23 protein-coding genes are annotated in these 23,161 nt (G+C 55.7%); 4 read left to right on the top strand and 19 right to left on the bottom strand.

What is annotated here, in order from left to right; translation table 11 throughout:
- The first annotated feature begins 183 nt into the window (after window positions 1-183).
- The gene (locus Poly41_RS27385; protein WP_146530546.1) at window positions 184-1,617 is read left to right on the top strand and encodes an IS1380 family transposase; all 1,434 of its coding nucleotides are present in this window, start codon (window positions 184-186) and stop codon (window positions 1,615-1,617) included.
- A 481-nt stretch (window positions 1,618-2,098) separates the two neighbouring features.
- Here Poly41_RS27385 and Poly41_RS27380 read toward each other — a convergent pair whose 3' ends face one another.
- From Poly41_RS27380 to Poly41_RS27345, 8 genes are all read right to left on the bottom strand, one after another.
- Window positions 2,099-3,625, bottom strand: coding sequence for a sulfatase family protein (locus tag Poly41_RS27380; protein ID WP_146530545.1), 1,527 nt, complete (start codon window positions 3,623-3,625; stop codon window positions 2,099-2,101).
- Window positions 3,622-5,010: a sulfatase family protein gene (locus Poly41_RS27375; protein ID WP_197231681.1), complete on the bottom strand. Its 1,389-nt coding sequence runs from the start codon at window positions 5,008-5,010 to the stop codon at window positions 3,622-3,624. The genes Poly41_RS27380 and Poly41_RS27375 overlap by 4 nt, the downstream gene beginning before the upstream one ends.
- A gap of 79 nt (window positions 5,011-5,089) precedes the next feature.
- Window positions 5,090-6,850: a sulfatase family protein gene (locus Poly41_RS27370; protein ID WP_146530543.1), complete on the bottom strand. Its 1,761-nt coding sequence runs from the start codon at window positions 6,848-6,850 to the stop codon at window positions 5,090-5,092.
- A gap of 55 nt (window positions 6,851-6,905) precedes the next feature.
- Complete coding sequence (locus tag Poly41_RS27365) at window positions 6,906-8,354, bottom strand: sulfatase-like hydrolase/transferase (protein WP_146530542.1); 1,449 nt, start codon at window positions 8,352-8,354, stop codon at window positions 6,906-6,908.
- A gap of 26 nt (window positions 8,355-8,380) precedes the next feature.
- Window positions 8,381-9,886 carry a LamG-like jellyroll fold domain-containing protein gene (locus Poly41_RS27360; RefSeq protein WP_197231680.1) on the bottom strand — a complete coding sequence of 502 codons (1,506 nt, stop codon included), beginning with the start codon at window positions 9,884-9,886 and terminating at the stop codon, window positions 8,381-8,383.
- A 35-nt stretch (window positions 9,887-9,921) separates the two neighbouring features.
- Window positions 9,922-10,452 (bottom strand): sigma-70 family RNA polymerase sigma factor, encoded by a 531-nt coding sequence (locus Poly41_RS27355; RefSeq protein ID WP_146530540.1) that lies wholly within the window; start codon window positions 10,450-10,452, stop codon window positions 9,922-9,924.
- A 983-nt stretch (window positions 10,453-11,435) separates the two neighbouring features.
- Window positions 11,436-12,590 (bottom strand): hypothetical protein, encoded by a 1,155-nt coding sequence (locus Poly41_RS27350; RefSeq protein WP_146530539.1) that lies wholly within the window; start codon window positions 12,588-12,590, stop codon window positions 11,436-11,438.
- 129 nt (window positions 12,591-12,719) lie between these two features.
- Window positions 12,720-13,862, bottom strand: coding sequence for a hypothetical protein (locus Poly41_RS27345; RefSeq protein WP_146530538.1), 1,143 nt, complete (start codon window positions 13,860-13,862; stop codon window positions 12,720-12,722).
- A 141-nt stretch (window positions 13,863-14,003) separates the two neighbouring features.
- On the opposite strand from Poly41_RS27345, the gene Poly41_RS27340 reads away from it, so the two are divergent.
- From Poly41_RS27340 to Poly41_RS27330, 3 genes are read left to right on the top strand one after another with little or no spacing between them, the layout of a single operon-like run.
- Window positions 14,004-14,477 (top strand): DUF1214 domain-containing protein, encoded by a 474-nt coding sequence (locus Poly41_RS27340; RefSeq protein WP_197231679.1) that lies wholly within the window; start codon window positions 14,004-14,006, stop codon window positions 14,475-14,477.
- A gap of 40 nt (window positions 14,478-14,517) precedes the next feature.
- Window positions 14,518-15,966 carry a DUF1254 domain-containing protein gene (locus Poly41_RS27335; protein ID WP_146530536.1) on the top strand — a complete coding sequence of 483 codons (1,449 nt, stop codon included), beginning with the start codon at window positions 14,518-14,520 and terminating at the stop codon, window positions 15,964-15,966.
- A gap of 40 nt (window positions 15,967-16,006) precedes the next feature.
- Window positions 16,007-17,035 (top strand): DUF1214 domain-containing protein, encoded by a 1,029-nt coding sequence (locus Poly41_RS27330; protein WP_197231678.1) that lies wholly within the window; start codon window positions 16,007-16,009, stop codon window positions 17,033-17,035.
- A gap of 143 nt (window positions 17,036-17,178) precedes the next feature.
- Here Poly41_RS27330 and Poly41_RS27325 read toward each other — a convergent pair whose 3' ends face one another.
- From Poly41_RS27325 to Poly41_RS27275, 11 genes are all read right to left on the bottom strand, one after another.
- Entirely contained in the window at window positions 17,179-17,382 is a 204-nt protein-coding gene (locus Poly41_RS27325) for a hypothetical protein (protein WP_146530534.1), read from the bottom strand.
- Window positions 17,383-17,642: 260 nt separating this feature from the next.
- A complete protein-coding gene (locus Poly41_RS27320; RefSeq protein ID WP_146530533.1) occupies window positions 17,643-18,110 on the bottom strand; it encodes a hypothetical protein in 468 nt (155 codons plus the stop codon).
- A gap of 43 nt (window positions 18,111-18,153) precedes the next feature.
- Window positions 18,154-18,810, bottom strand: a complete 657-nt coding sequence (locus tag Poly41_RS27315; RefSeq protein ID WP_146530532.1) for a ThiF family adenylyltransferase — start codon at window positions 18,808-18,810, stop codon at window positions 18,154-18,156.
- On the bottom strand, window positions 18,807-19,376 hold the full coding sequence (locus Poly41_RS27310) for an MPN domain-containing protein (RefSeq protein WP_146530531.1): 570 nt from the start codon (window positions 19,374-19,376) through the stop codon (window positions 18,807-18,809). The genes Poly41_RS27315 and Poly41_RS27310 overlap by 4 nt, the downstream gene beginning before the upstream one ends.
- Window positions 19,363-20,415 (bottom strand): hypothetical protein, encoded by a 1,053-nt coding sequence (locus Poly41_RS27305; RefSeq protein WP_146530530.1) that lies wholly within the window; start codon window positions 20,413-20,415, stop codon window positions 19,363-19,365. Before Poly41_RS27305 ends, Poly41_RS27310 begins: the two co-directional genes overlap by 14 nt.
- Window positions 20,416-20,637: a molybdopterin converting factor gene (locus tag Poly41_RS27300; protein ID WP_146530529.1), complete on the bottom strand. Its 222-nt coding sequence runs from the start codon at window positions 20,635-20,637 to the stop codon at window positions 20,416-20,418.
- Window positions 20,638-20,787: 150 nt separating this feature from the next.
- A complete protein-coding gene (locus tag Poly41_RS27295; RefSeq protein WP_146529479.1) occupies window positions 20,788-20,994 on the bottom strand; it encodes a hypothetical protein in 207 nt (68 codons plus the stop codon).
- A gap of 99 nt (window positions 20,995-21,093) precedes the next feature.
- Window positions 21,094-21,342: a hypothetical protein gene (locus Poly41_RS27290; RefSeq protein WP_231615988.1), complete on the bottom strand. Its 249-nt coding sequence runs from the start codon at window positions 21,340-21,342 to the stop codon at window positions 21,094-21,096.
- Window positions 21,343-21,353: 11 nt separating this feature from the next.
- The gene (locus Poly41_RS27285; protein ID WP_146530527.1) at window positions 21,354-22,322 is read right to left on the bottom strand and encodes a hypothetical protein; all 969 of its coding nucleotides are present in this window, start codon (window positions 22,320-22,322) and stop codon (window positions 21,354-21,356) included.
- Between the two features lie 130 nt (window positions 22,323-22,452).
- Window positions 22,453-22,911, bottom strand: a complete 459-nt coding sequence (locus Poly41_RS27280) for a hypothetical protein (protein WP_231615987.1) — start codon at window positions 22,909-22,911, stop codon at window positions 22,453-22,455.
- Window positions 22,829-23,047, bottom strand: a complete 219-nt coding sequence (locus Poly41_RS27275; RefSeq protein ID WP_146530526.1) for a hypothetical protein — start codon at window positions 23,045-23,047, stop codon at window positions 22,829-22,831. Before Poly41_RS27275 ends, Poly41_RS27280 begins: the two co-directional genes overlap by 83 nt.
- Between the last annotated feature and the right edge of the window lie 114 nt (window positions 23,048-23,161).

Here is a 23,161-nt window from a genome sequence, read left to right as displayed (position 1 = left end):
GGCCCCCATGAATCGTTAACAACATAATCGCATCTTGGCTAATAATTGATGCCACCGTAGGCTGGCTACACTTCAGCAAGAGCACTAGCCCGGATTATTCACGACGTTTGAACAGAAAGAGCCTTTGAAGCGTCCAAGTTGGTATCTGACATCAACTTACAACGCCAACAAAGGCTCAGTTCTATGATACGCGATGCACAGCCAGCTTTGTTCGATTTTTTCCCTCGACTTGGCATTGAAATTCTGCAAGTCGACGAACAGGTTAGCTCCGATGGAGGACTGGTTGTTTTCCGACAACTCGACCAAAAACTAAGACTGACCGAAACCTTTACGCAGCAGATCGAAGATGGACGCAGTGATCCCGATCAATCGCTGCTGAGCGTCGTTCGCCAGCGTGTCTTCGGTATTCTCGCCGGCTACGAAGACCAGAACGATCACGACACGCTCCGCAGCGATCCCGTCTTCAAGCTCCTCGCTGATCGCAAGCCAGATGATCGCGACTTGGCCAGCCAGCCAACCATCTCTCGTGTCGAAAACGCGGTCACCCCCGCTGATCTGCTGCGGCTAGAAGATTGGTTCATCGACCGATTCGTCGAATCATTCGACGAGCGTCCAAACCGAATCACCCTGGACATCGACACCTTTGCCGACTCAGCGCACGGCGATCAACAGCTCACGTTTTTCAACAACTTCTACAAGAAGAATATTTATCAAGTTCGCGTGATCACGTGCGCCCAAAACGATCAGGTTGTCTTGCCGGTACTCTTGCACGGAACAGCGCACGTATCGCTTGGTGCGGCCGATGACTTGACTCGCGTGATCAATGCGTTGCGAAAGAAATTTCCGGATATCGAAATCCACGTCCGCGCCGATGCCGGATTCGCCGTTCCCGATCTCTACGAAGTACTTGAATCTCTTCTTGGGGTGACGTACAGCATCGGCTACCAAATGAACAAGTTGATGCGGGAAAAATGCGAAGAATTGATGAGTTTGACGCTGCAGCAATTTGAAGAATCGGGACAGCCAACGAAGAACTATATGTATCTAAGGCATCAGGCGCGAGGGTGGTCCCACGCACGTGATCTCGTCATCAAATGCGAAGCCAATGACCAAGGAACCAATCGCCGAATCGTGGTCACCAATCGTCCCGGAGCCAGCCAATATCCTGATGGCACTTACCAGGAATATGGTGATCGAGGAGAGAGCGAAAATCGCAATAAAGAATTGACGGTTGACTTGAATGCTGATCGCTTGAGTGACCATCGTTACATGGCAAATTTGTTTCGCATCATGATGCATTCTTTATCGTGTAATCTATTGGCGCGTCTCCGCGGAGTGGCCGCTGATCCACCGCCGGAACTCGGTCCAGATGTTGACGGGATCCCGCTGGAAGCGGGAAGCGAAAATCGCAAGCAGACCGCTCGCAACAGACGTCGTCGCAGCGACCCGTTGGGACGCGGTCGAGCGATGACATGGCGGACGCTGGTGATCAAGGTTGCCGCTCGCGTCGAGGCGACAACGCGTCGCGTGCGTCTCTTCATTCCGTCGAGCTGGCCCCATGCCCGTTTTCTTTTCAAGGTGAGCCGTTCTCTTGCGGCATTCTCACCGAGCGGCTAACCGCACCCATCGCGAAACAAACGCAACGCCCAATCGACACGATTATCGCCGGGGGAAGGGGGCCTTCTGCGCGGACGGAAATTTTCGGGTCAAGAATCTCAATTTCAAGCAATTTGCCCATCACCGATGAGGGGACGTGAATAATCCGGGCTAGGCACGCCACATTGGCACCCTGCCCCGGGGATCTATAGGGTGGATTATCAGCCCTTAGCCGCTCGTCACACAACAAGTCTACCTGCGGGCGGTTGCATCGGCCGAAGCGAGTTCGCAAACACGTCAACTCGCGTCGGTGAACACACCGATGCAGATCGAGCAAACTCGCTTCGGTCTCCGACACCGACCGCAGTTTGGTCGATTCGTTCGATGCTGAAGTTGGTCCAACCGAATGCACAAAGGAGACGTGGAAAGCCGCGTCGGTGAAGCGATCGAATGAAGAACGGGAGTCATAATTGAATAGGGAGTCAGAGGCTTAGGTCCATCACTAGTGTGGCAGATCTTGCCCTTGGTATCTCTTGGGCAACTGATTTTTTTGCCTCGCCTGCTTCCTGGTTTCCCTTCTTTTCTGTTTATCAGTCAGCTTTGAGGGTTCCGGCTTTTCCGTCGGCTCGGCCCGCTTCGGTCGTTCGGGTTTTCCTTTTTTGGCCCTCTTGGCGTTCTTGGGATCTACCGTTGAGAACGCATCATTGAGCATCTCCATCTCGGCTCTCAGCTGTGCGTGCATCTCCCGGAGTTTCTTAGTGTACTCAGGGTTGTCGGCGAGATTGTTCAACTCCCACGGATCATTCTTGGTGTTATAAAGTTCAAACTCAGGATGCTTCACCACACGGTCGATTTTTGCCTGAGCTGTAGGATCCGTTTGTGCTTTCTCCAGCCAGGTACTCCATGCTTTGGCAAAGGTCTTACCGCTGTTGGGCTTCATCAAGACATCGAGGTAGTAGTCTACCTCTCGTTCAGGATTCCAAACCAGTTTGAACTCCTTGTTGCGAATGGCTCTTTGCGTATAACCGCCCGCTTGATGGACCAGGTATGCATGGTCGCGATGATGAGAGGTTTCTCCTTGCAACACGGATAACAAACTCTTACCGTCAATCGCAGGAGCCTCTCCTCCGGCAATGTCCACCAACGTAGGAGCGATGTCACAATACATAGCAACTGCGTCGGTGACGGCCGGCTCGATTTTCCCCGGCCAACGCACCAGGCAGAGCGCCCGAGTTCCGTAGTCATAGATCGACCATTTGCCGTTCGGCAAGGCGGTTCCCTGTTCACTCAAAAAGATCAACACCGTGTTGTCGGACAGCTTCATGTCGTCCAGCAACTTCATGGTGGCGCCAACCTGATCGTCGAGAACTTCCACCTCAGCCGCGTGTATCGCCAATGCCTCACGCGTCATCGGAGTATCCACCATGTGGGGCGGAACGACGATCTGATCCAGGGGAAAATTGGACGGATCACCAACGGTCCATGGGTGATGGGCATTCACAGATGCAACCACCACGCAGAATGGTTGATTCTCTGATTGAGATGTTTCCATGAACTGTTTCACCCCACTCATTTCCCAAGCAGGGGCGCTATGATTCCCGTTGCTTTCGAAGCCGGGAATCTTATGGAAATCCGATACGTCGAAATGGGTCTTCCCGGTCAGTCCGACCTTGTAGCCTAAATCTCCCAGGTAGTTCGCGATGTTTTGATAGTCTCCCCTGGGTTTACTGCCATTGCTGTAAACACCACTGGTCGGTGGCAGCAATCCTGTATAGAGCTCGTGCCGCGTAGGGGCACACTGTGCGGAGGAGCATGAGAAATTCGTAAAACGAACCGCCTGGCCAGCAAGCTTGTCGATATTCGGCGTCCGGGTAAACAAGCCCCCATCAACACAGCCAAAACTGGACCAGCTGACGTCGTCCCCCAGCACGATGACAAAGTTGGGCCTGTCGCCTGCTTGAGGATCTGCCGCTTCGGCCCGCAATGGAGCGACGAAGAAAACAGCGAGTAGTAACCAATTAGCTTTCATCTTTTCTTCTCGCGATTCTTCTTGGAAGACTCTTTCTCTCTCGTCTTCAAATAGGCGGCTTGGCCGGCGTCGAACGGCGCCTCCAGCGAGTGTTGATCGAGATCCTTTTGGAAGGCCTCGATCGCGGCTTCAAGCTCCTGCACGACCTCCGGATGTTCCGCCGCAACATCTTTTGTTTCTCCAATTTCCGACTGAAGATCGTAGAGTGCGGGGTTGCCTCTGCTGGTCAGTTTAAAGCGGCTATTGCGCGCACCGGTTATTTTGGGGAGATTGCCCGCATAGTAGATGTACGGATGCGGCGACTTTGCCTCGTGAAGACACTGCATGATCGGGAAGATATTCTTGCCGTCGATCTTTTGAGGGGTCTTCGGCTCATTCCCTGCAAGCGCAGCAAAGGTAGGCAGAATGTCCATCAGTGATGCCATTTCCCCGGTCTCGTTTCCTTCCGGCAAGGTTCCTGGCCAGCTGACGACGAACGGTACGCGAACACCTCCTTCCTCGCTGCTACCCTTCCAACCTTTGAGCGGCAGGTTCGACCCTTTCTCTACATTGCCGTTTCGGTCAGGCTTTGAATCCGCCCCATTGTCCGAGGTAAAAGCGACAATCGTCTTTTTCTCGAGGCCGTTTTCTTTGAGCGCTTGGAGGACTTCGCCTACCGACCAGTCAATCTCCTCGATCATATCCCCGTAGAGACCATGGGCACTCCTGCCCCGGAACGAGGCATCCACAGTGAAAGGGTGATGTGGTGTGTTGTGAGCAATGTAGAGAAAGAACGGCTTGCCCTTGTTCTCTTTGATGAACTCGACCGACTCGAGAGTGTAACGCTTGGTCAGTTGCGTGATGTCCGTCGGCCACTCAATCACTCGAGCATCTCGCATCAGGACCGTTGAACGTCCGTGAGTCCCCTTGTCGGCATCGGCTTGATAATCCTCCATCGTCAAACCTCCGCCCGGTTTAAAGCCGTCGGCAACCGGCAACCCATGATTCATCGCATCGCCGTGGTTGGTTCCCGGAACTCCAAAGTAGGAGTCAAAGCCCTGATCTGTCGGTAGATATCCGAGCGCATGCCCCAAGTGCCACTTTCCAATCAGAGCACTGGTGTACCCTTTCTCCTTCAGCACTTCCGGAATGGTGACGGTCTCCTTGCACATGCCAACACTGGAGTGGGGATAGACGATCGAACCTATACCCACCCGAAAGTTGTAGGCACCACTCATCAGCGATGCCCGGGCCGGAGAACATTTCTGCCGCGCATAGAAGTCGGTAAAACGCACGCCACGGGCAGCCAGCGCGTCGATGTTTGGCGTCTTGATGGTCGGGTGTCCATAGCAGCCCAGATCGCCGTATCCCTGATCATCAGTCATGATGAACACAAAATTCGGCAACTCCTTGGCATGGCCGTGAGTGCACCAGGCAACTGCGGGCAGGCTCAGAAGAAACAGCGTGAAAAGAAATCTCATGGGATTACTTGCCCGATTCGTTTTTCTTCTTTGACTTGGCTTCTATGCGAGCCTTTCGGCGCGCTTCGCGTGTCGCTTTCTTGTCCGCTTTGTCGTCGGGAACCGGTTCGTCGGTAACTCCCAGGTTTTTTCTCAACGCTGCTGGTACGTTTATCTTTTTGCCCTGGATTTCGATTTGTTTAACGATCTCGATCTGCTTGTCGATCTGGCCCGGTTCGGCGGCGTTCCCTCCAGGAATGAACTCTCCGAAAGGACGACCAATGACTTCGAGGTCGTGCTGCATGAGATCTCGCATCTCTTCGATGCGATTGGCATGAGCCTTCTCATAAGCCAGGTTCTTCATCTCCTTCGGGTCGCTCTTCAGGTTGTAGAGTTGATCTTCGTCGAAGAACCCTGGGCGATCTGCGCCTCTAATTCCGATGCCCAAACGCCCGATGTAGGACATGGCTTTAGGTAAGTTCTGCGGCGAGGCTTTCTTGATCGCAGCGATCTGTTCTTTGGTGTGGCGAACGGCAATGTAGGACCAATCCTTCGTGACCGTTGCCCGCGCCGCTCCCATTTCGAGATAAAGATGGTTCCGCCAGTCTTTGGCTTTTCCGTATTCGAAAAGCGGGGTGAGGCTCTGTCCATCGACTCGGTAAGCTTCCGGTTTCTCCGCTTTACCCAGTTCGAAGAAGGTGGGAACAAGGTCGATATTCTGGACGAGTTCTTCGCATACCTGACCTGCGGCGATTCCCTTTGGCCAACGCATGATCATTGGCACTTGACAACCACCGTGTGAAAAGACGGATGCTTTGCCATCGCGACCGTGATCCGGCGCGAAAATCACCAGCGTGTTGTCATCGATTTCGAGTTCCTTGAGCTTCCGGAGAATCGCCCCGAGCGAATCGTCGATCCACGCTTCGCCAGCCACTTGGCTATCAGGATCGAAACCTTTTTCAGCGATTGTCTTGAGAAGCTCGTCGCGCGGCGTCATGACTTCGGGAAGACTCTCAACTTCCCCCTCGCCGGTTACAAGCGGGTAATCCATGGAGTTCCGCCAGGACCGATCCGGCCCGTGCAGCAGGGTGCTGCAAAGATGAAGGTAAAAGGGGCCGTCCTTGTTCTCTTCAATGAATTCCAGAGCTGCCACCGTCGTCCACTCTGGGTTGTGCATCGAATAGGGAGAATGCAAGTTTTCCGGGTAGACGTTCTTCGCCCACGAAAAGCCGAGCGTCTTGAGATACCGACGCATCCAGCGTTCGTTGTGTTGGAACTGGGCGGAGGTTTTCGGCCCAGGCTTGGCGTCTCTGGGAATATTGATCCACCCGTCCTTGCCTTTGTAAAACTCTGGAAAATCCAACTTGGAACCAAGGTGGAATTTCCCGACAAATCCGGTTGTGTAACCGGCTTCACGGAGAACATTTCCAACGTTCATGTTGTCGCGTTCCAGTGCGACATTGAAGTTAGGAAGCCCCTGATTCTCTTTGCCACCGACCGCATCGAGGTAGAGCTCGCTGTGCGAGTTACCAGCGAACCGACCGGTCAGGAAGCTGTATCGAGAAGGCGTACAAACCGAGCTGCTGGCGTAAGCGCGGGTGAACTTCATCCCTTCCTCTGCCATGCGGTCGAGATTGGGAGTGTAGGTATCGCCCCCAAACGCGGCGACGCTCGATGGGTTCTGATCGTCGATCAGGAACATGATGATGTTCGGACGCTCCGCCTGAGCAACGGTGGCAACCATCGCCGACAAGAAGAAGATCGAAATTGAAATTAAGGTTTTCATGGTGAGGTTTTTGGATATCAGGATGTGTGGTGGACCGCGCTTCCTACAGGGCGGATCATTTGGATGATTCGGGAGTTTGGCTGTCCTGCTTTGCTTCGCGTGCTTTGATGCGTTCGGCTTTCGCTTGTTCGCGTGCTGCTTTCTTTTCTTCTTTCGTCATGTTCTTGGCTGGCGCGTTTTTGGCGAGTGCTCCGGCATTCGGGGTCCAGCGTTTGCCCTGCTTGCTCATCGGGTCCGCCATTTCGTCGAGCCATGTGTTGTATTTGGTCGTGAGCTGGGAAACGACTTTCGGGTGCTTGGCAGCGAGGTCTGTCGTTTCGCTGAGATCCTTTTCAAGATTGAAGAGCTCAATACGTTTCTTCTCGGCGACCAGCTTCCAATTCCCGCTGCGAATGGCCCACTTTCCATTGGCGCCCGCAGAACTCCAGTACAGTTCGTCGTGGAGTTTGTCGGTTTCACCCTTGAGGGCGGGCAGGATGCTCTTGCCGTCCAGAGGCTTGTCCTTTGGCATGGGAAGCCCAGCCGCGTCGAGAGCCGTGGCAAACAGATCAGTCGACCACATAGGAACGTCGCACTTCTTCCCGCCTTCCAGTTGAGCCGGCCACGAGACAATGAAGGGGACATGAATGCCGCCTTCGTAGTCCGTCTGCTTGAAGCCACGAAGCGGTGCATTGTTGGCGTGCATGGCGCCGCTGCCGCCATTGTCCGTCAGCAAGATCAGCAGAGTATTATCAAAGATGTCGTGTTTCTTCAGCGAACTGACAATCTCCCCGACTCCCATATCGAGGTGCTTGATCATTGCCATCAGAATGTCACGCGTTTCGTCTCCCGTGACTTTCTTGATGTCTTCTTCCGGTGCCTCCGGTGGTGCATGCACGGCGTTGTAGGCGACATAGAGAAAGAAAGGCTCTTCCTTGTGACGGTTGATAAAATCGACCGCTTCCTCGGTGATTCGAGTGGTGAGATAGCCTTCTTCTTTGATGGGTTCGAGACCACGATAAATGGGGTGATCCATGTCGGAGTGGTCAAAGTAGGGATGTGCCCCACGTCCCATGAAGCCATAGAACTCATCAAACCCTCGATTCATGGCGTGGTATTCTTCAGTGAGTCCTAGATGCCACTTGCCCAGTGCGCCAGAGACGTAACCGGCTGGCTTCAGTCGCTGAGGAATGAACACCTCATCAAGTGGGACGCCGGAGCCTCCTTCGCCCGCTGTATAGATTCCGAATCGCTGCTGATAGCGACCCGTCATGAGTCCGGCGCGAGTCGGCGAACAGACGTGACCGCTGGTATAGCCGTGAGTGCAGATGGTGGACGAATGCGCGAGGGCATCGATATTCGGTGTGCTGACTTCTGGCGGAGAGTGCGGGTTGTAGCTGACATCGGCATAGCCCTGGTCATCGGTGAGAATGATAACAATGTTCGGTTTCTCGTCCGCCAAGGCGATGGAGGACAGTCCGACCAAACTGAGGGTCAGTGTTTTCAGTGCGTCTCGAAGTCTCATGGTTATCATTCAGGTCTGTTCAAGGTTTAGATGGATGGGGTGAGCTGAAACAGGTTTTCAATCTGTTCGCTGGTCAGAGCTGATCCGAAGAAGGCAAGTTCATCGATCCGTCCGTGCCAGAAGCCCGATCTTTGACGTCGTTTCTTGACGCCTGAATCTTTTGGGATTCCCCCGATGCTGAGAGGGTTGTGCGATTGTGCTTGAAACCCATTTAAGGACTGGGAGGAAACGAGGGCTCCGTTTCTGTAGAGCCGCAACTCTTCCGTCGTCTTGACGACAGCAACATGCGTCCAGTCTTCGAGAGGTAAAGGTGACGAATCCACGATCTGTAGAGTCCGCATTGCATTGGCGATGGTGAGGCCCAGATGCCCATGATCGCCCACAAACCCAAAGCGAAGTGTTTCTTCGCCCGAGAGATTCATGTCGGAGACGAGAACCGCCTTCCTTGGTAATGTCTGGGTGCGGATCCAAGACATGATAGTGAACTCGGTTGTTGGGAGTTCGAGGGCAGAGGAGATGTGCGCATACCCTCCCGCCTTAGGCCCACCCAGACGAAGCGATGAACCGATACGGCCCGGAGCGAATGGTTGGCGCCGCGTATCGCCTTTCACGACGGAGGCCGTATTTCCATGACCTCTGGCAGCATCCTTCAAGGTATGCCCGTCGTCCATGACCCCCATGCGATAGTAAGCGAGCGGCAGGAGCTCACGAACTTGTCCACTATAGGTTGGCTCCGGCTCATCGAGACTTCTGAGGAATCTCTGATCGTCGACGGAGATGCCGAGAGGGATGAGAGTCGAGTGATCGATGCGAGTCGCCTGATTCGTGACCAGACGAACGGGAGCGATCGCGGTATCCTGCTGCTTGGGTTGGACTTCCACTTCCCCTTTGAACACGTGGACTTCAGTGCTGCGCTGGCCCACGACTTCGATGGCGAATTCTGTGCCGTAATCAACCACTTCGGCATCGGGCGTTTCCACGGTGAAGCCGACACCTTCCGGAGTGACATTGGCCGCCAGACGTCCTTCATTCAAGATCATGAACTCAGGGCCATGAATCTCGAAAGAAGCCGGTGATTCGATGACCACTTCGACACCTGATTCAAAGGTGATCTGCGCAATGCCTTCGTCGAGTTGGTAACTGCCGATTCGTACGGGGCTGCCAGTGTTGAATTCAGACGAAGCGCCGGACAGTTCCAGGCTGGCGGCCACGCTGCGCGTCAAAGAAGCGACCGTTTCGCCTGGTTTCATTTTGGATGGTGCGTCCCATGGTGACCACAGGATCACTCCGGCCAGCACCAGTGCAGCGGCCACGGCCAGTGGTTTCCAAGAGCCGAAGGAAACGGAGGGAGGTGCGGGCGTGTCGGAAGGATCCAGCAACTGAAGATCCACCAACAGACCGTGTTCCCATGCCAACATGGTGTGAATCTGGCAGTATTCGAGGTACTGCTGCTTCGCCTCCGGATGCTGGCGAATCACCTCCGCCAAACGATGACTTTGTTCCGACGAAAGCTCGCCCTCCGTAATTTCCATGAGGAGAGACTCCAGTTCTTTATTCTCTTGCTCTGTCATACAGCTTCCTCCGGGCGCTGACCTTTGACGCATTCGATTAAAGCGGCACGCGCTCTGAAAAGGGCCTGCTTGATTGAGTTCTCCGACTGACCGCTTTGAGCGGCGATGGATTTCAGAGTGGCACCTTCGGTGTATCGACGGCGGATGAGTTCCTGGTACCGCTGGGTTAGTTTCTCGATGCAGTCGCCCAGACGTCGTTGTCTTTCTCCCTGCCACTCGCACTGCTGCTCCGCCTCTTCAGCGATGCCTTGAAGAAGGTCATCGTCGAAGACAAGGCGATCCCGGGTGAGTCTGCGGCGGTGAGCCATGACCTGGAAGTAGGCAACTTTGAGCATCCAGGCACCGAAATTAGTGCCGGGTTTGAAGTCATGCGCCTTACGCCAAAGAACGGCATTGGTCTCCTGCACGACATCCTCCGCCTGACTGCGGTTGCCAAGAAGCGACATTACATAGGCGTATAGTCGGCTCTGATGGCTGGTCAGAAGCTGAACGAATTCGAAGGATGGTTCTGGTCGTTTTCCGGGCATGTATTTCCGTTCGTTTTCCGGGCATCAATTCCGGCTGGTCAGGAAGGATATAGCGCGGGAGTATGGATTGGTTACGGTGGAGAGCAAAAAAGAAGGCCGGCAATTATTCCGGTGCAAACGCATTTTCTCGCTCGCATACGTTTCATACATCAAATCGTGCATTCATCCTGCAAGTCGGGTACTGAGCGCCCCTACTCTGAGCCTTGCCTCTAAGAGGCGGAAGGTAAGGGCGGCATGTCCACCCCAAAGGACGTGAGCCAAAAGGAGATGAGGCGAATCTCAACGCCTTTCTTTCCGCATTCCGTGCAGCGACCGATGCCGCGAACGCGCTTTTCGAAGTGCTGTCGGTTGCATCGGCCGCTAGCTTGAAGCCCACGGCAAAACTCGCAGAGGTGTCTCACGACCGAGGACACTGAAGCGCCCAACGGAGATTGCTTCGTGCGTTCGAGATGGTCCAACCTACTGCACGAAACGAGAACGCGAATTGCACGAGGTCGTTTTCACCGAAGCAGCGAAAGCTAAGGCTGTCCATAACCCCGCATTCGCTGATCCGAATCCCATTCCCGCAACTTGAACCCCACGGTAGCGAGATAAAGCGACCGCGGGGTTTTGCTTTGCGCTGGGGGAGAGACGGGGTGGTCAATCTCCAGGATCCGCAAGGGTTTGCGACGGTTCGTTGACGAATGGGGGCTCTCTTCCGTCACCGCGCGCGACCCGCTCCATTCACACGCCTTGCCCTCCGACGCCTCGATTCTGCCCCAAACTCTCGGCCGTCTCTCAGTCTCACCGGCCCTGGGTTAAGAGGTGTTGGCTTCGCTCTTTCGGTCCCACCCCCCCAAGGTTGGCTTCTGTGAGGGAAGGCAACGCGAAAACACTCGATTGCTCGCCGGCACCCCCGCTACCAACCCGCCACGCCTTCCTGTCCTACGGACCAACGAGCGGCGATACGCCGTACCGTTCAGTGGGTTGTTCGGCTGTGGCTATTACCAGTAGCCGGCTTCATGGCAGGCGATGCCTGTCTCTCGGTCGAAGTAGTAAGTCGCCCCGGCGGCACTCCTCCTGCGCGGTCCTTCATAGCTTGTCGCGTTCTCCAGCGGCTCCCACACGATGGGTTTGTCAAAGATGATTTCCGTTGAGCGAACCCTCGGCTCGTAGCGGCCCACCGGAGAGCCTTTGAGCGCTGCGGTGATACTTGCCTCGCTGTAGTCGACCCACCGCTTCGGCTCGGCGGCACGTTCTTTCCGATAGCGCTCCCAGACTCTTGCGAGGAACGTGTCGAAAGCCTCCGCCGAGATGCGGTAATGCGCCATGTGCCCGTTACGATCGCTGATCAGTCTGATGTCGGTGGCTTCCGCCGGCAGGTAGCGCATGATCCGGGGATCGGAGAGTTCGGATCCTTTTTGAAAGCGGTGCATGCCGGTCAGGAATTCAGGCTCCTCAGGTTTCTGGGGCGCTTCACCTGTGCGGGCTGTCGCCCCACCCATCGAGATCTGTCCGGCAGGCAGATTCTCGCTGTTCTGAATGGAGATCTTTCCGTCGCGGGTGACCACCATCTCAAATGCCGGTGCCGGCACATCCTCCTTCGTGACCGCCTTATTGCCCTGTTTTCCGGGCAGACCCCGCCGGGTCCAACTGACTGTCTGTTTTTCCGCATCCCATTGCCCCATCAAGATAGTTGGTAGGACCTTTGGCTTTTGCTCGAGTTGCGCCTCGGAATAGTTCACGGGTCCAAAGCGGACCAGCATCAGGCCGAATTGTTGGTTTTGATATTCGGGCATCGCCACGATATTCTCGACGATTGCGTGTTGCGGATTCTCGACGGGCCATGACCAGATCAGGTTCCAGGTCGATGCCATGCCCCCTTGCGAACCGCCCGTGATCACGAGTTTGCCTGTCCGGGCGGTGGTGGTATCGCCATCAACGGTCTCCGCCTTGAACGACCACGTTCCGCGGGCTGCGTTGAGTCCTTTGAAGAGGGCAATCTTATCGGGGGAAAAGCTTTTGGGCAGTGTCCATCCAAGGGCCTTCCACTCGGCAGAGACTTGCGACTCCGGCGTCTGGGCTACGGCTTGCCGCGAAGAAGGTAGGAGGGCCGCGCTGCACAGGAACATCGTGGCAATTGCGATTAGTTGTTTCATCTTTTTCCTTTTGTTGTCGTGCTGTCGAGTGCCTGCCTTCAGGATCGGCGCTATTTTGGCCGACCCCTTCAGGACGAAACAGACGAGCCTCAGGTTACTGTTGCGTCTCAGGGAACGCAGTGGGTTGCCTTATCGCTGCTCGCGGACCGCATCGGGTTGTAGCTTCGCCGGTCCGGCCGTTGCTTCGCTATTGGCTTTCATTTTCTGCAGCAAACGATTGCCTGCGGCAGGTTCTCCGATCAAATCCCAGAAGATCGCTCGCTGTTCCGCGGTCATGATCTGCTCAATCTGTCGCATACATTCCAGTACCTGCTGCTGACGCTCCGCAAGCACAGCCGCTCGCTCCGCTGGGTCTGACGGCAATGCCTCCGACCCAAAACTGACCGCCCGCACCTGTTTCTGCACGCTTTTCAACTGCTCCTCGCTCCACTGCAATGCCTCAACGGGAGGCGTCAGGTACGGCACGTTATTATCCATCCACGTCCCCGTATCCAAGGGCTTTCGATCCTCTCGAGCAGATCGAAAATCCATTTGCAAGATGTCAAATCCAGCGAACGGAAAGATCGATTGCAGTTCCCGCTGCTTCCAGCGCTTTGCCTGCTCCGGGGTCAGGATTCGGTTCCACTGCTCATCCCGCCGTGGGACAAAATCCCAGGCCACCCGAGCCACGTCCGCCCCGTACTTCAACAGTGGTCCGTACTTGCTGATGTCCCGCTCCTCCGTGTGACGCGGATACCGGTAGCGACAAGGCACCTGCTCCAGCGCATACTGGATCCATTGAGTTTCCAGCTCATGCAACTGCTCATGCTGCTTCTCGGTCAGTTTCAGGTTAAACCGAAACGCCCCACTCGCCTGAACGGGAGACTGAAAGTTCAAAGCCAGCATCTGATGAAACAGCTGATGCTGGCCGTCATCCAGCAGATCGCTGATCGCATTCCTTAGCAGATTGTCACGCCGCCGCTCGTACGGGCCGCGTTGCTGAGCGGCAGGTCGAGCTTCGTACTTGGACTTCGCAGTCAGAAACCGAGCCTTCCCGTCGCCCAAAACATCCTGCAACTGCTCCTGCTGTTCGCCAGTCAGCTGAAGCCTGCTCAGCAAATCAGCCGATTCGCAAATGGAAATCTCCGCAGGCACGCCCATCGCGCGAAAGTTCGGCTCATCAGCGGCCCGGCTTACCACGCACCGACCCACCACCAAGATCATTGTGATACCGATTATCCTGAACATTTTCATCATGCCTGCGGTCTTCACGTATTCGCTGAGTTTGGTCATCTTTCTTTGCCTCGCGTAATCTAATCTGCGGCAATCGGCAATGCTTCGGCGCGAGCCCTCGCTTTCAGGCCACGCAACGCAGCGCTCTATTACTATCCGGATCGTCGATGGTACACGTCCTTTAGCGGTGGCCATGACTTCATGAACAACGGAGAGATGGTTCTCGATGATCGCATTATCATGCACTTTGTTGCTACTGGCATTACCCCTGCCATGGTCACGCCGAAAGTAGGCACAGGATCGTCCTATGCGTTTACTCCCCATGACGCGAAGGGCGACTACCTCGATGGCGGAAAGACGTATAAAGTCACCTTGCCCGCGCCGATTCCAGTGAACAACTTCTGGTCCTTCATGGTCTATTCCGGCCAACATCGTTCGATGCTCGAGACTGATCAAAAGTTAGCTGGGCTGGACAGCAACAGTCCGTCCATTAAGCCAAACGATGATGACTCTTATACCGTTTGGTTCGGGCCAAAGGCACCAGCAGGGCAAGAGGGTAATTGGATCCAAACGATTCCCGGAAAAAGCTACAACGTCCTACTACGCCTCTATGGCCCACTGGAGCCTTGGTTCGACAAAACCTGGAAACCGGGTGATTTTGAGTTGGTGAAGTAGTCACCATCCATCCCAACTCTCCTTATTGATCAATTGAGCCATGAAATACCACTTACTCTGCACCCTCCTCGTACCGGCAACGCTCTTCCTAAGCGGCTGTGAAAAACCGTCTGATCCAGCTGCTGCCCAGAGCGACGTCACGCCTGAGGAAGCCCAGGCCATCGCCAAGGAAGCCTACCTCTACGGCTTCCCCATGGTCATGAATTACAAGACCATGTGGAACTACGCCGTTGACAAGGACAACCCGGAATACAAGGGACCTTTCAACGAAGTCTCCTGCGAAGCGAGGCTGTTCACGCCGGAAGATAAGGCGGTGATCACACCCAATGCAGATACGCCCTACTGCATGTTCTGGATGGACCTGCGGGCGGAGCCGCTCGTCCTGTCCGTTCCCAAGATGGAAGGGGCACGATACTACAGTTTTCAGCTGATCGATCTCTACACTCACAACTTCGCGTATGTCGGCAATCTAACGACGGGCAATGAGGCGGGCCACTACCTGCTCGCTGGACCAGGCTGGGACGGAGAGAAACCGGAGGGCATCACCGACGTGATCCGATCCGAAACCGACGTGATCTTCAATGTCACCCGGACGCAGTTATTTGGTCCGGATGATCTGGAGAAGGTCCAGACCATTCAGGGCCAATACAAGCTTGAGCCGCTGAGCGCTTTCCTAGGTGAGGAAGCCCCGGCTGCCTCGGCCAAGCCCGACTTCCCGGAGTGGGTCGAGAGCTCGCAGTTCGACGAGCGCTTCTTGCTCTACTTGGACTTCATCATGGACCTGCTCGAGAAACCTGGGCAGGGAGAAGATGCGCTTTGGCAGGATCTCGCACGCCTCGGGGTTGGGCCCGGTAAGACCTTCCGCCTCGATGCTCTGCCTGACGAAACCGTGCAGGCGTTGAAAGCCGGAGTGAAAGAGGGGTTTGCCGAGATCGAGGCCTTCATTGGCAGTAATGCCAGCGATCCCCTGGCCAGCGGCAAATTCTTCGGCACCCGGAAATTCCTGAACGAAAGCGCCAGGGAGAACTTCGGACTGGACCGGCCAGACATGCTTCGCTCCGCGGGCGCCCAAGCGGGTCTCTACGGCAACTCGGCGAAGGAAGCGATCTATCCGACCTATTTCACCGATACCGATGACGCGCCGCTGGACGCCTCGAAACACAGCTACACGTTGACCTTCCCGAAGGGGACGCTGCCGCCGGTGAAGGCCTTCTGGTCCTTGACCATGTACGACGGGAAAACCCAACTCTTCATTGAGAATCCGCTCGAACGTTATCTCCTGAGCTCGGAGATGATGGACCAATTCAAGCAGGAAGAAGACGGCTCCTTGGTGTTGCACATCGGAAAAAACTCTCCCGGCAACGACCTGGAGTCCAACTGGCTTCCCGCGCCCAAGGGCCCCTTCTATATGACCATGCGGCTGTACGGGCCAGAGAACGATGCCCTCGAAGGTCGCTGGTCGCCACCCCGGGCAACGAAATCTGAGTAACGTGCTGACACGAAATCAAACCACATCAAAAGATCGAATCATGAAAACAATCATTACCCCAAGCATCGCTGTCTTCGCGGCGACAATCCTTGGTTCAACGGTTCTCGCCGACGACAACAAGGAATCGGTCAACGTGTCCAACTTCGTGCGGGCCGAGTCGGATCACATGATCCGCGAGAACATGAAAGGGTTTAACCTTGGATTTGATAAATTCTTTCACCTGCGGGAACCTACGACGGCGGACAACCAACCGACGATTCGTATGAATCAGGACACGCTTTATTCCTCGATGGCCTTGGATCTCTCGAAGCCCGTGAAGATCACTCTGCCGGAGGTGGGTGGGCGTTACATGTCGCTGCTTGCCGTCAGCCAGGATCACTACATGATCGCAGAGTCAGAACCGGGGACTTACGAATTGACCGAGGATTTGGTGGGCACACGCTTCGCCCTAGTGACCATTCGAACCTTTTATGACGCGGGTGATCCCGACGACCTTGCTAAAGCTCACGCGGCCCAGGACAAGATCACGGTAAGCGGTGGTGGGAAAGGGCCGTTCGAGGCACCAAACTGGGACACGGAGCAACTCACGGTTGCGCGCAAGGCGCTCAGCGATCTCTCTACCCTCGGGTTCGACAGCACCTACGCGTTCGGTAGCAAGGAAGAGGTCCGGCCGATCGACCATCTGGTCGGCACCGCCGCTGGCTGGGGCGGCATGCCAAGCACTGCCGCTTTCTACCTTGTAGACAGTGTAGAAAAAAACGACGGCAAGACGCCGCATGTTGTCATGGTGAAAGATGTGCCCGTGGATGCCTTCTGGTCGATCACGGTCTACAACGCCGACGGGTATTTCGAGAAAAACGAGCTGGGCCGGAACAGCTTCAACAACTCCTCGGCCAAGCCGAACGAAGATGGCTCCTACACGTTTCATTTTGGTGGAGATCCGGAGAGCACCAACTACCTGCCCATCACGGAGGGTTGGAACTACGCGATCCGCATGTATCAGCCGCGCAAGGAGATTCTTGACGGCGCCTGGACCTTCCCGGAAATCAAGCCATCGAATGGCAAGTAACCGAAGATGCCGAACAAGACGGTGCTGGACAGCCCTCTTCCATCACGACGTGCGAAAGACTTCCTTCAAGTGATACTGCGAGACAGTGGTCCCCACTCGCGTCCAAGTTGTGTCGTAAATGACCGCGGACGAACCGTCCCGAGTCATTCACGATCAAGTTGCCAGGCTGCTTCGGTCACTTCGACCGAATGCAGTTCGCGAGCTTTCAAAATGCACGAATTTGGACCATCCGAGGCAGATTTCACGATCAGGCGATTGCGTTCGGTGTTGGAGACCGAAGCGAGTAACTGTGATTGGCCAACTTGCTCAAGCCGTACAGAAACCCCCGTTTTCAAGTACGGCAGCATCGTCGGGACGGGGTCACGCTATGTGCTCCGGTTTGCCGCTTCCCGGCGGGCCGATCATGATCATGTTGTGTTCTTGGGGCGGGGTTGTGGCTTGTCAGGTATTCGGACAAGGAGCGACAAAGCAAGTGACCGACAACTAACTTCGACTTCGCGTTATTGAAATTCGACGACGCGTTTCAATCACAATTGAGCCACCAGGGGCTAAAGAAAAAAGACCATCACAATCAATGGCGTTCCCCATGATTGTGATGGCCCAAGCGTTAGCTCGCTTCGAGCCGACCTTTGAGCGATTCAATCAACTCACTGGCTTGGCGGATGGTCAGTTGTTTGGGTGATGAAACCGCGAACTCCTGTTGCAGTTGACTCGCTAGATGCACGTTCGCTTTCGATGCGATCGCGTGGATTGCTCGGATTTGAGCGTCGGTTGCTTCACGGATCCGCGACTGTCCGTTGCTTTTGGCTGAAGTATGGCCGTTGAGCCGAGGAGCTTCGTTTGATACACGATGCGACGAGGTTGGTGTCGCACTCGGTGCATCATCCCCAAGCTCACGTTCCACTTCTTGCCGGCATAGTCGGTAGGCTTCTTGTATGCGTACAGCCAACTGATCGCTTTGGCCGGACAGCGAGTCGCCGCCGATTTCAAAGTCGATATGGCAGCTTGCGCCGTGACTGCCGTAGTCAGGTTGGCCTCGTTTTCGGTTTAGGCCAACCGTGATTCGGGTCGACATTCTGAGTTTCTCCATGCTAGGTGTGTTTGAAAGGGTGTAAGCGTCAGTGAACGACGAGCTCACCGGCGAGCAGGTTCAGCGTGGTGTCTTGATCGAGTGGCAGATTCCGCAGCCAGCGTGTGAACTGGTGGACCATCAGCCCTGCTGCGATCGAAGCGGCGTAGATCGTGCCGTGTGACGTGCAGGTGCCCTGCTGGGCATCTGAGGCGGCGAACAGGGTTGAAGCGTAGTAGGCCGACGATGAGAGGTCGTGAGCAGCTAGTACGCGAATGACTTCGCCTAGCATCCGTCCGTCAACAAACAGTTCGGTTCGGCCCCGCACAGACCGCCAAATGGCGGAGCGTGTGGTGATCGAGTCGACACAACAGAACACAACATCGCCAGTGTTCTGCTTCGCTCGGTAGCGATCGACGACCATGTCGACCTCAATCGCCGAATCAATCTGCCCGATCGCTTGTGACGTTGCCGTCACTTTCGTATTGCCGATGTCGGACGCCAGGTAGCCTTGTGTCGTCACATTGGTCGGTTCAACCGTGTCGAAGTCGATCAATTGAATCTGACGCACACCGACCGACGCCAGCTGCAATGCAACCTGTCGCCCGATGGCTCCGACTCCGATCACTGTGACGGCAATCGCGGACAAACGGTCTGCCGGGACGAGAGCCGATTGGCGAACAAAGCGATCTTGAGCCTCCATCATGATGCCACCCACTCCGTTGCGTACCAGCGCAGTGCGTCAATCTCCGTCGGATCGCACTCCAGAGCAAACGGATCGTCCACGGTGGACGGTGCCCTAGCGAATGGGTCATGAATGCGAACGTTGGCGTCATATTCCTCCAGCCATCCGTCGGAATCCGATGCAGGGAAGTCGGTTGAATAGTCAACATCGACTGCCAATCGCACCGAGGCACCGGGACCGGTGTTGAAACGCAAACGGCCGTAGGTTGCTCCGCTCTTGGCCAAGATGAACATCACGGCCCAGTCGGGAATAGCGAACGATCGATCGAATGTTTCCTCATCAGTCCCGCTAGGCATGGCCGAACATCCGGGATGGGTGTGGATCCATATCCGTGCGAACTGGTCTGGAGTGCGTCCAGCGTCGACTTGTCGGTCAAACAGATCGGCAACCGATTCGTCATCGAACTCGACCGTGACCGTCGTGCAGGACTGCTTCACCAGATCAATATCGATGACCAAAAGCGGATCGTCGGGGTCGCTGATGCCGAATCCGCCCACTTCACTTGGCCCAGCGTCACGCAGACACAATAGCTTCGCCCACGCGTAGGGAGTGAACCGTATCTTCGTCCGTGACCGGCGCCGATGATTCAACGCCGGCCTCTTCCTGCTCCTTCTTTTCCAGGCAATCATCACATTGTTCTCCTTTGTTAAGGCAGTCTTGGCAGACCGATTCGCCACAACCCGAACATCGGGTCAGGCAGCATCGGCAGTACTTGTTTTCACACGACTTGCATGGATGACGGCAGTCATCGCAAAGCGATTCACCACAGTCGTCGCAGCTGGTCGAACATTCATTGCAAAGGTCGCAATGACAGTCAGAACACTCACTCGCCCCATCTTTGTTGATCGTCGAACCACAATCACGGCACTCGACGCCCTCCCAATCGTCCAGCGTCACGTAGGCACTGGCGGGGTTGTAGCTGTGCAGAATCTGGCGGACGATCACGAAGAAGTCGTGGACACGGCCTTCGCTCAGAGCACGTTTAATAGCCGAGTGCCCATCGCCTTCGCACAGCCGGTCATCTTGCAAATGGGGATGCGTGTTGGATTCACAGATTGAAGCTGGGTTGGGATCGCGAGCGATAACGCTGTAGCAGCTAGAGTTACCGAGGTGACGCCACTGCAGCTGGATCTCAAACGGACCTAGGGAAACTCCATCTAGCACGATCTCTTCGGTAACGACCGATACGGTGCCGTTCTTGCGGTCGATGTTCACGACGCCGAAGTCTGCTTTGAGTCCTGTTAGGCCATCAAAGATCTCGCGGACCGAATTCACTTGGGATAGGTTTGGCTCCGATTCCAACCGGTCGAGCTTTAGGGTCGCCTGGTTGGCGAGCGCGCGGACCGATTGGATGAGATGCTGATCAAGCTGCACCGCCGCGGACTGCCAATGCAGCCGTTCCGCTGTCTGTTTCCGCTGTTCGAGTCTGGCAATCCGGTCCAAGACCTGCGGGTCGATGCTGACGCTTTCCGGGCGATTCTGCGGTGACGCGATCATCGCGTGGATCGCAGTGGCCGCCCGATACCGTTCCGTCATCGTCCTTCGACGCTTAGCGGCTGGTCGCATCTAAACCGCTCCTTCGATCTTGATCGGCGTGATCGACACTCGGTCGCCGTCTTGCAGTCGTTGGTCCGCGGCCGAGGGTTGTCGATTGACGCGGATCAGGTAGTTGTGCTCCTTGCCTTCGCCGACTCGGCTGCTAAACAGCTCGCCAACGGTCAGATTGTCAGAAACGTCGATGTAGTTGGCGAAGCCGCCACCGTCGTTATTGATGTAACAAATCTTCATCGTTTGGTTTTCTTGGGGTTGTGAGTGGAATTAGGTTCGTAGTGACGGCGGCAACGAAAACGGAGTCGTCGCCGACCACGGCGTGGCTGACATGCGGATGCCTGCCAACCACGCCGTGCGTTTGGGTTTGAGAACCGGGGACGCGAGGGATTAGCCCAACACGAAGTCCAGTTCGGGTTCTTCACTTCGAAATGCATCGAGTTCATCCCAGTCGAGGACATGGGGGCCGAGGAATTCGGCTTCCGGGTCGCTGATCGGCTGCGAGGGATCGGCGATCAGAAAGCCAAGTCGTTTGATGGTTGCAACCGATTCTCCGGTCGCTCGTGAAACGCTGCGGTAGAGGTCGAGTTGGGTCATGGGAGGGATCTCCAGTGGGTTTAGGGACAGAAACGAAAAAAGCCCTCTTCGCAAACGATTGCGAAGAGGGCTAGGGAAGTAACGATGGGTGCTGAAACGCTAACGGTTTTTCACCGTTAGCCAGTGCTCGCCCAGCCATGCGATTTCTGCTTCGAGGGCGAGTCGACGTGTTGGGAACGGGCCGAGGACAGGACCGTCAACCGGTGACAGATCCGCTGTCCATTGGCCTGCTGTGTTAGGTTCAACGTGAGAGCCACGACGAATATTGACCGTTCCAAGCTGGGACAGATCGATCGCATCGTCATAAACGCAGCGAACCGATCCATCGGGGGTAATAATCAGTTGCATTGATGGCCTCACTACTTGGATCGTCGCAGGATGCTGCGACGTGGCCGATCGGTCATCCAGCCGTCGAGAGAGGCCTCGACGCGAGTCAGGTTGCAAGCGACTTGTTGCCGCATCGTGGCCTGGTCACGAAGATCTTGGGGCTGGACACCGCCAATCACTTGCCGGGCGTCCGCAACGAGCCGATCCAGCTGGTCATCGGAGCGGATGTTGAGCCTTTGAAACCGTTCAAAGAACTCGAGTAGATTGGTCACCGCCGTGTCGCGAAAGACTTTGGGTGAGCCATCATCGCTGCCGGTGAGACGTTCGGCCAAATGGTTGACCAATTGACCCAGCTCGTCGGCAAACGCTTGTTCGGCCAAACGGACCGATTCGTCGAAGCGAGTCTGTACGCGGGCACACTCGCTGTAGTACAGCTGTGGGCTGACCTGCAGCAGGTATTCGGGCGGATTGCAGCTGGGGTAATCCCACTCGATACCGAACTGATCACGCAGGTTGGAATCGTAGTCACCCGGATCAAACAAATCGCCTAGCCGCTCTCGTGCCTGATCGACGAGCTCGTCATAGTGACGCTCGAGCTCTTCGACGGCTTCGGTCAATTCCGCTCTCGCCGATGTCAACTGCATGTCAAAGGCAGCGACATCATCGCGACGAATCAATCGCATGCCGGGTTCGGTGTAAGGCAGTGTGTTTAACTTCCAGTAGTCGGCTGCCTTGGTTTTCACCGCGGTGACCGCTCGAAATGCCGGATGGCTGGTGTCGAGCAGTTTCTTGGACGCCGAGACCGACTTGGTGTCGGCATCGAACGTGCCGGCTGCCTGCCGGGTTTGATCGGTACTGAGTGTCTTGCGGACACCTGGCCAACGAATATGCAGCCGCACGGCAGTGGTTTCCGCTTGCAGTCGCTCGCCAACACTGGCGGTTGGATTGACGATCGCAGCATTGGCATTTGGCTGCGTCGTCGGTTCGAGGGCTACGCTCATGGTCGAGTCCTTGTTTGTGGTTGAGTAACAGTACCAACGCAAACGCCCCGCCGGTTGTGTCAACCGACGGGGCGATACTTTGGATCGAAAGTAAGGTTTGCAGTCAGAAAACACACGGCTGGGCCGGGTGTCATTCCTCGCCAGCAGCGAGGCGTTTTGGGGCGGGTGAAGCGGAGATTCGCTTTGTGTCCCCCGAGGTAAGGTTACGGACCGCAACGACCTCGTCGAGCATTGCTTCGCATACTGCTTGCGATTCCTGCTCTCGCTTACGTGGCCAGAGCAGCACGGCAACCAATAACAGGGGGAGTGAGCAGCAGATCAATAATGCAGATGCCGAGATCACGGCAGCCAAAACAGGCTCACTCCGTTCTCGCTCATCAAACTCGCGTCGATCGGATTCCAGTAAATCACGCTGCTTGCCCACCTCGGCTCGTTCGTCTTGGAGGGCCTGTTGGATTTCGAGCCACTGCAGGTCGCTCAGATCGCGGCCCGATGGTCCGCAGCCACTAAGGACGATGATGATCGGGATCCAAACGAGAACCGCCGTCGTGAATCGGAACCGATTCTCCGGCGGCATTGTTTTCCGCATCAAGTGGGTCCTTTCGTAAGAGTTGATGGAGCAGTGCCTGCAGCCCTCGCCGCTGTCGCCTCAGTTGCAACACCATCAGCGAGACAATCGCCAATGCGAACGAGAGAATCAGACACACCATGAGGGTTGGAGCCAAAGGTTTCTCCTATTTAAGGGAAAGAGCCCATCCCGGTCGGAGATGGGCTCAGAAGTGAATACGTGACCGTGCCCGCCACAATGGCCAATCCACGGCTCGAGCAGCGAGCGGGCA

The sequence above is a fragment of the Novipirellula artificiosorum genome (assembly GCF_007860135.1).
GTDB lineage: Bacteria > Planctomycetota > Planctomycetia > Pirellulales > Pirellulaceae > Novipirellula_A > Novipirellula_A artificiosorum.
Note: the sequence above shows the minus strand (reverse complement) of the source record. Positions and strands in the feature narration are given on the sequence as shown.

What these genes read in the sequence shown, in the direction of transcription:
- Poly41_RS27385 (WP_146530546.1), top strand. Translation starts at nt 184, where the DNA reads ATGATACGCGATGCACAGCCAGCTTTGTTCGATTTTTTCCCTCGACTT.
- Poly41_RS27380 (WP_146530545.1), bottom strand. Translation starts at nt 3,625, where the DNA reads ATGAAAGCTAATTGGTTACTACTCGCTGTTTTCTTCGTCGCTCCATTG.
- Poly41_RS27370 (WP_146530543.1), bottom strand. Translation starts at nt 6,850, where the DNA reads ATGAAAACCTTAATTTCAATTTCGATCTTCTTCTTGTCGGCGATGGTT.
- Poly41_RS27365 (WP_146530542.1), bottom strand. Translation starts at nt 8,354, where the DNA reads ATGAGACTTCGAGACGCACTGAAAACACTGACCCTCAGTTTGGTCGGA.
- Poly41_RS27360 (WP_197231680.1), bottom strand. Translation starts at nt 9,886, where the DNA reads ATGGAAATTACGGAGGGCGAGCTTTCGTCGGAACAAAGTCATCGTTTG.
- Poly41_RS27355 (WP_146530540.1), bottom strand. Translation starts at nt 10,452, where the DNA reads ATGCCCGGAAAACGACCAGAACCATCCTTCGAATTCGTTCAGCTTCTG.
- Poly41_RS27350 (WP_146530539.1), bottom strand. Translation starts at nt 12,590, where the DNA reads ATGAAACAACTAATCGCAATTGCCACGATGTTCCTGTGCAGCGCGGCC.
- Poly41_RS27345 (WP_146530538.1), bottom strand. Translation starts at nt 13,862, where the DNA reads ATGACCAAACTCAGCGAATACGTGAAGACCGCAGGCATGATGAAAATG.
- Poly41_RS27340 (WP_197231679.1), top strand. Translation starts at nt 14,004, where the DNA reads ATGAACAACGGAGAGATGGTTCTCGATGATCGCATTATCATGCACTTT.
- Poly41_RS27335 (WP_146530536.1), top strand. Translation starts at nt 14,518, where the DNA reads ATGAAATACCACTTACTCTGCACCCTCCTCGTACCGGCAACGCTCTTC.
- Poly41_RS27330 (WP_197231678.1), top strand. Translation starts at nt 16,007, where the DNA reads ATGAAAACAATCATTACCCCAAGCATCGCTGTCTTCGCGGCGACAATC.
- Poly41_RS27325 (WP_146530534.1), bottom strand. Translation starts at nt 17,382, where the DNA reads ATGCTGCCGTACTTGAAAACGGGGGTTTCTGTACGGCTTGAGCAAGTT.
- Poly41_RS27320 (WP_146530533.1), bottom strand. Translation starts at nt 18,110, where the DNA reads ATGTCGACCCGAATCACGGTTGGCCTAAACCGAAAACGAGGCCAACCT.
- Poly41_RS27315 (WP_146530532.1), bottom strand. Translation starts at nt 18,810, where the DNA reads ATGATGGAGGCTCAAGATCGCTTTGTTCGCCAATCGGCTCTCGTCCCG.
- Poly41_RS27305 (WP_146530530.1), bottom strand. Translation starts at nt 20,415, where the DNA reads ATGCGACCAGCCGCTAAGCGTCGAAGGACGATGACGGAACGGTATCGG.
- Poly41_RS27300 (WP_146530529.1), bottom strand. Translation starts at nt 20,637, where the DNA reads ATGAAGATTTGTTACATCAATAACGACGGTGGCGGCTTCGCCAACTAC.
- Poly41_RS27295 (WP_146529479.1), bottom strand. Translation starts at nt 20,994, where the DNA reads ATGACCCAACTCGACCTCTACCGCAGCGTTTCACGAGCGACCGGAGAA.
- Poly41_RS27290 (WP_231615988.1), bottom strand. Translation starts at nt 21,342, where the DNA reads ATGCAACTGATTATTACCCCCGATGGATCGGTTCGCTGCGTTTATGAC.
- Poly41_RS27285 (WP_146530527.1), bottom strand. Translation starts at nt 22,322, where the DNA reads ATGAGCGTAGCCCTCGAACCGACGACGCAGCCAAATGCCAATGCTGCG.
- Poly41_RS27280 (WP_231615987.1), bottom strand. Translation starts at nt 22,911, where the DNA reads ATGCGGAAAACAATGCCGCCGGAGAATCGGTTCCGATTCACGACGGCG.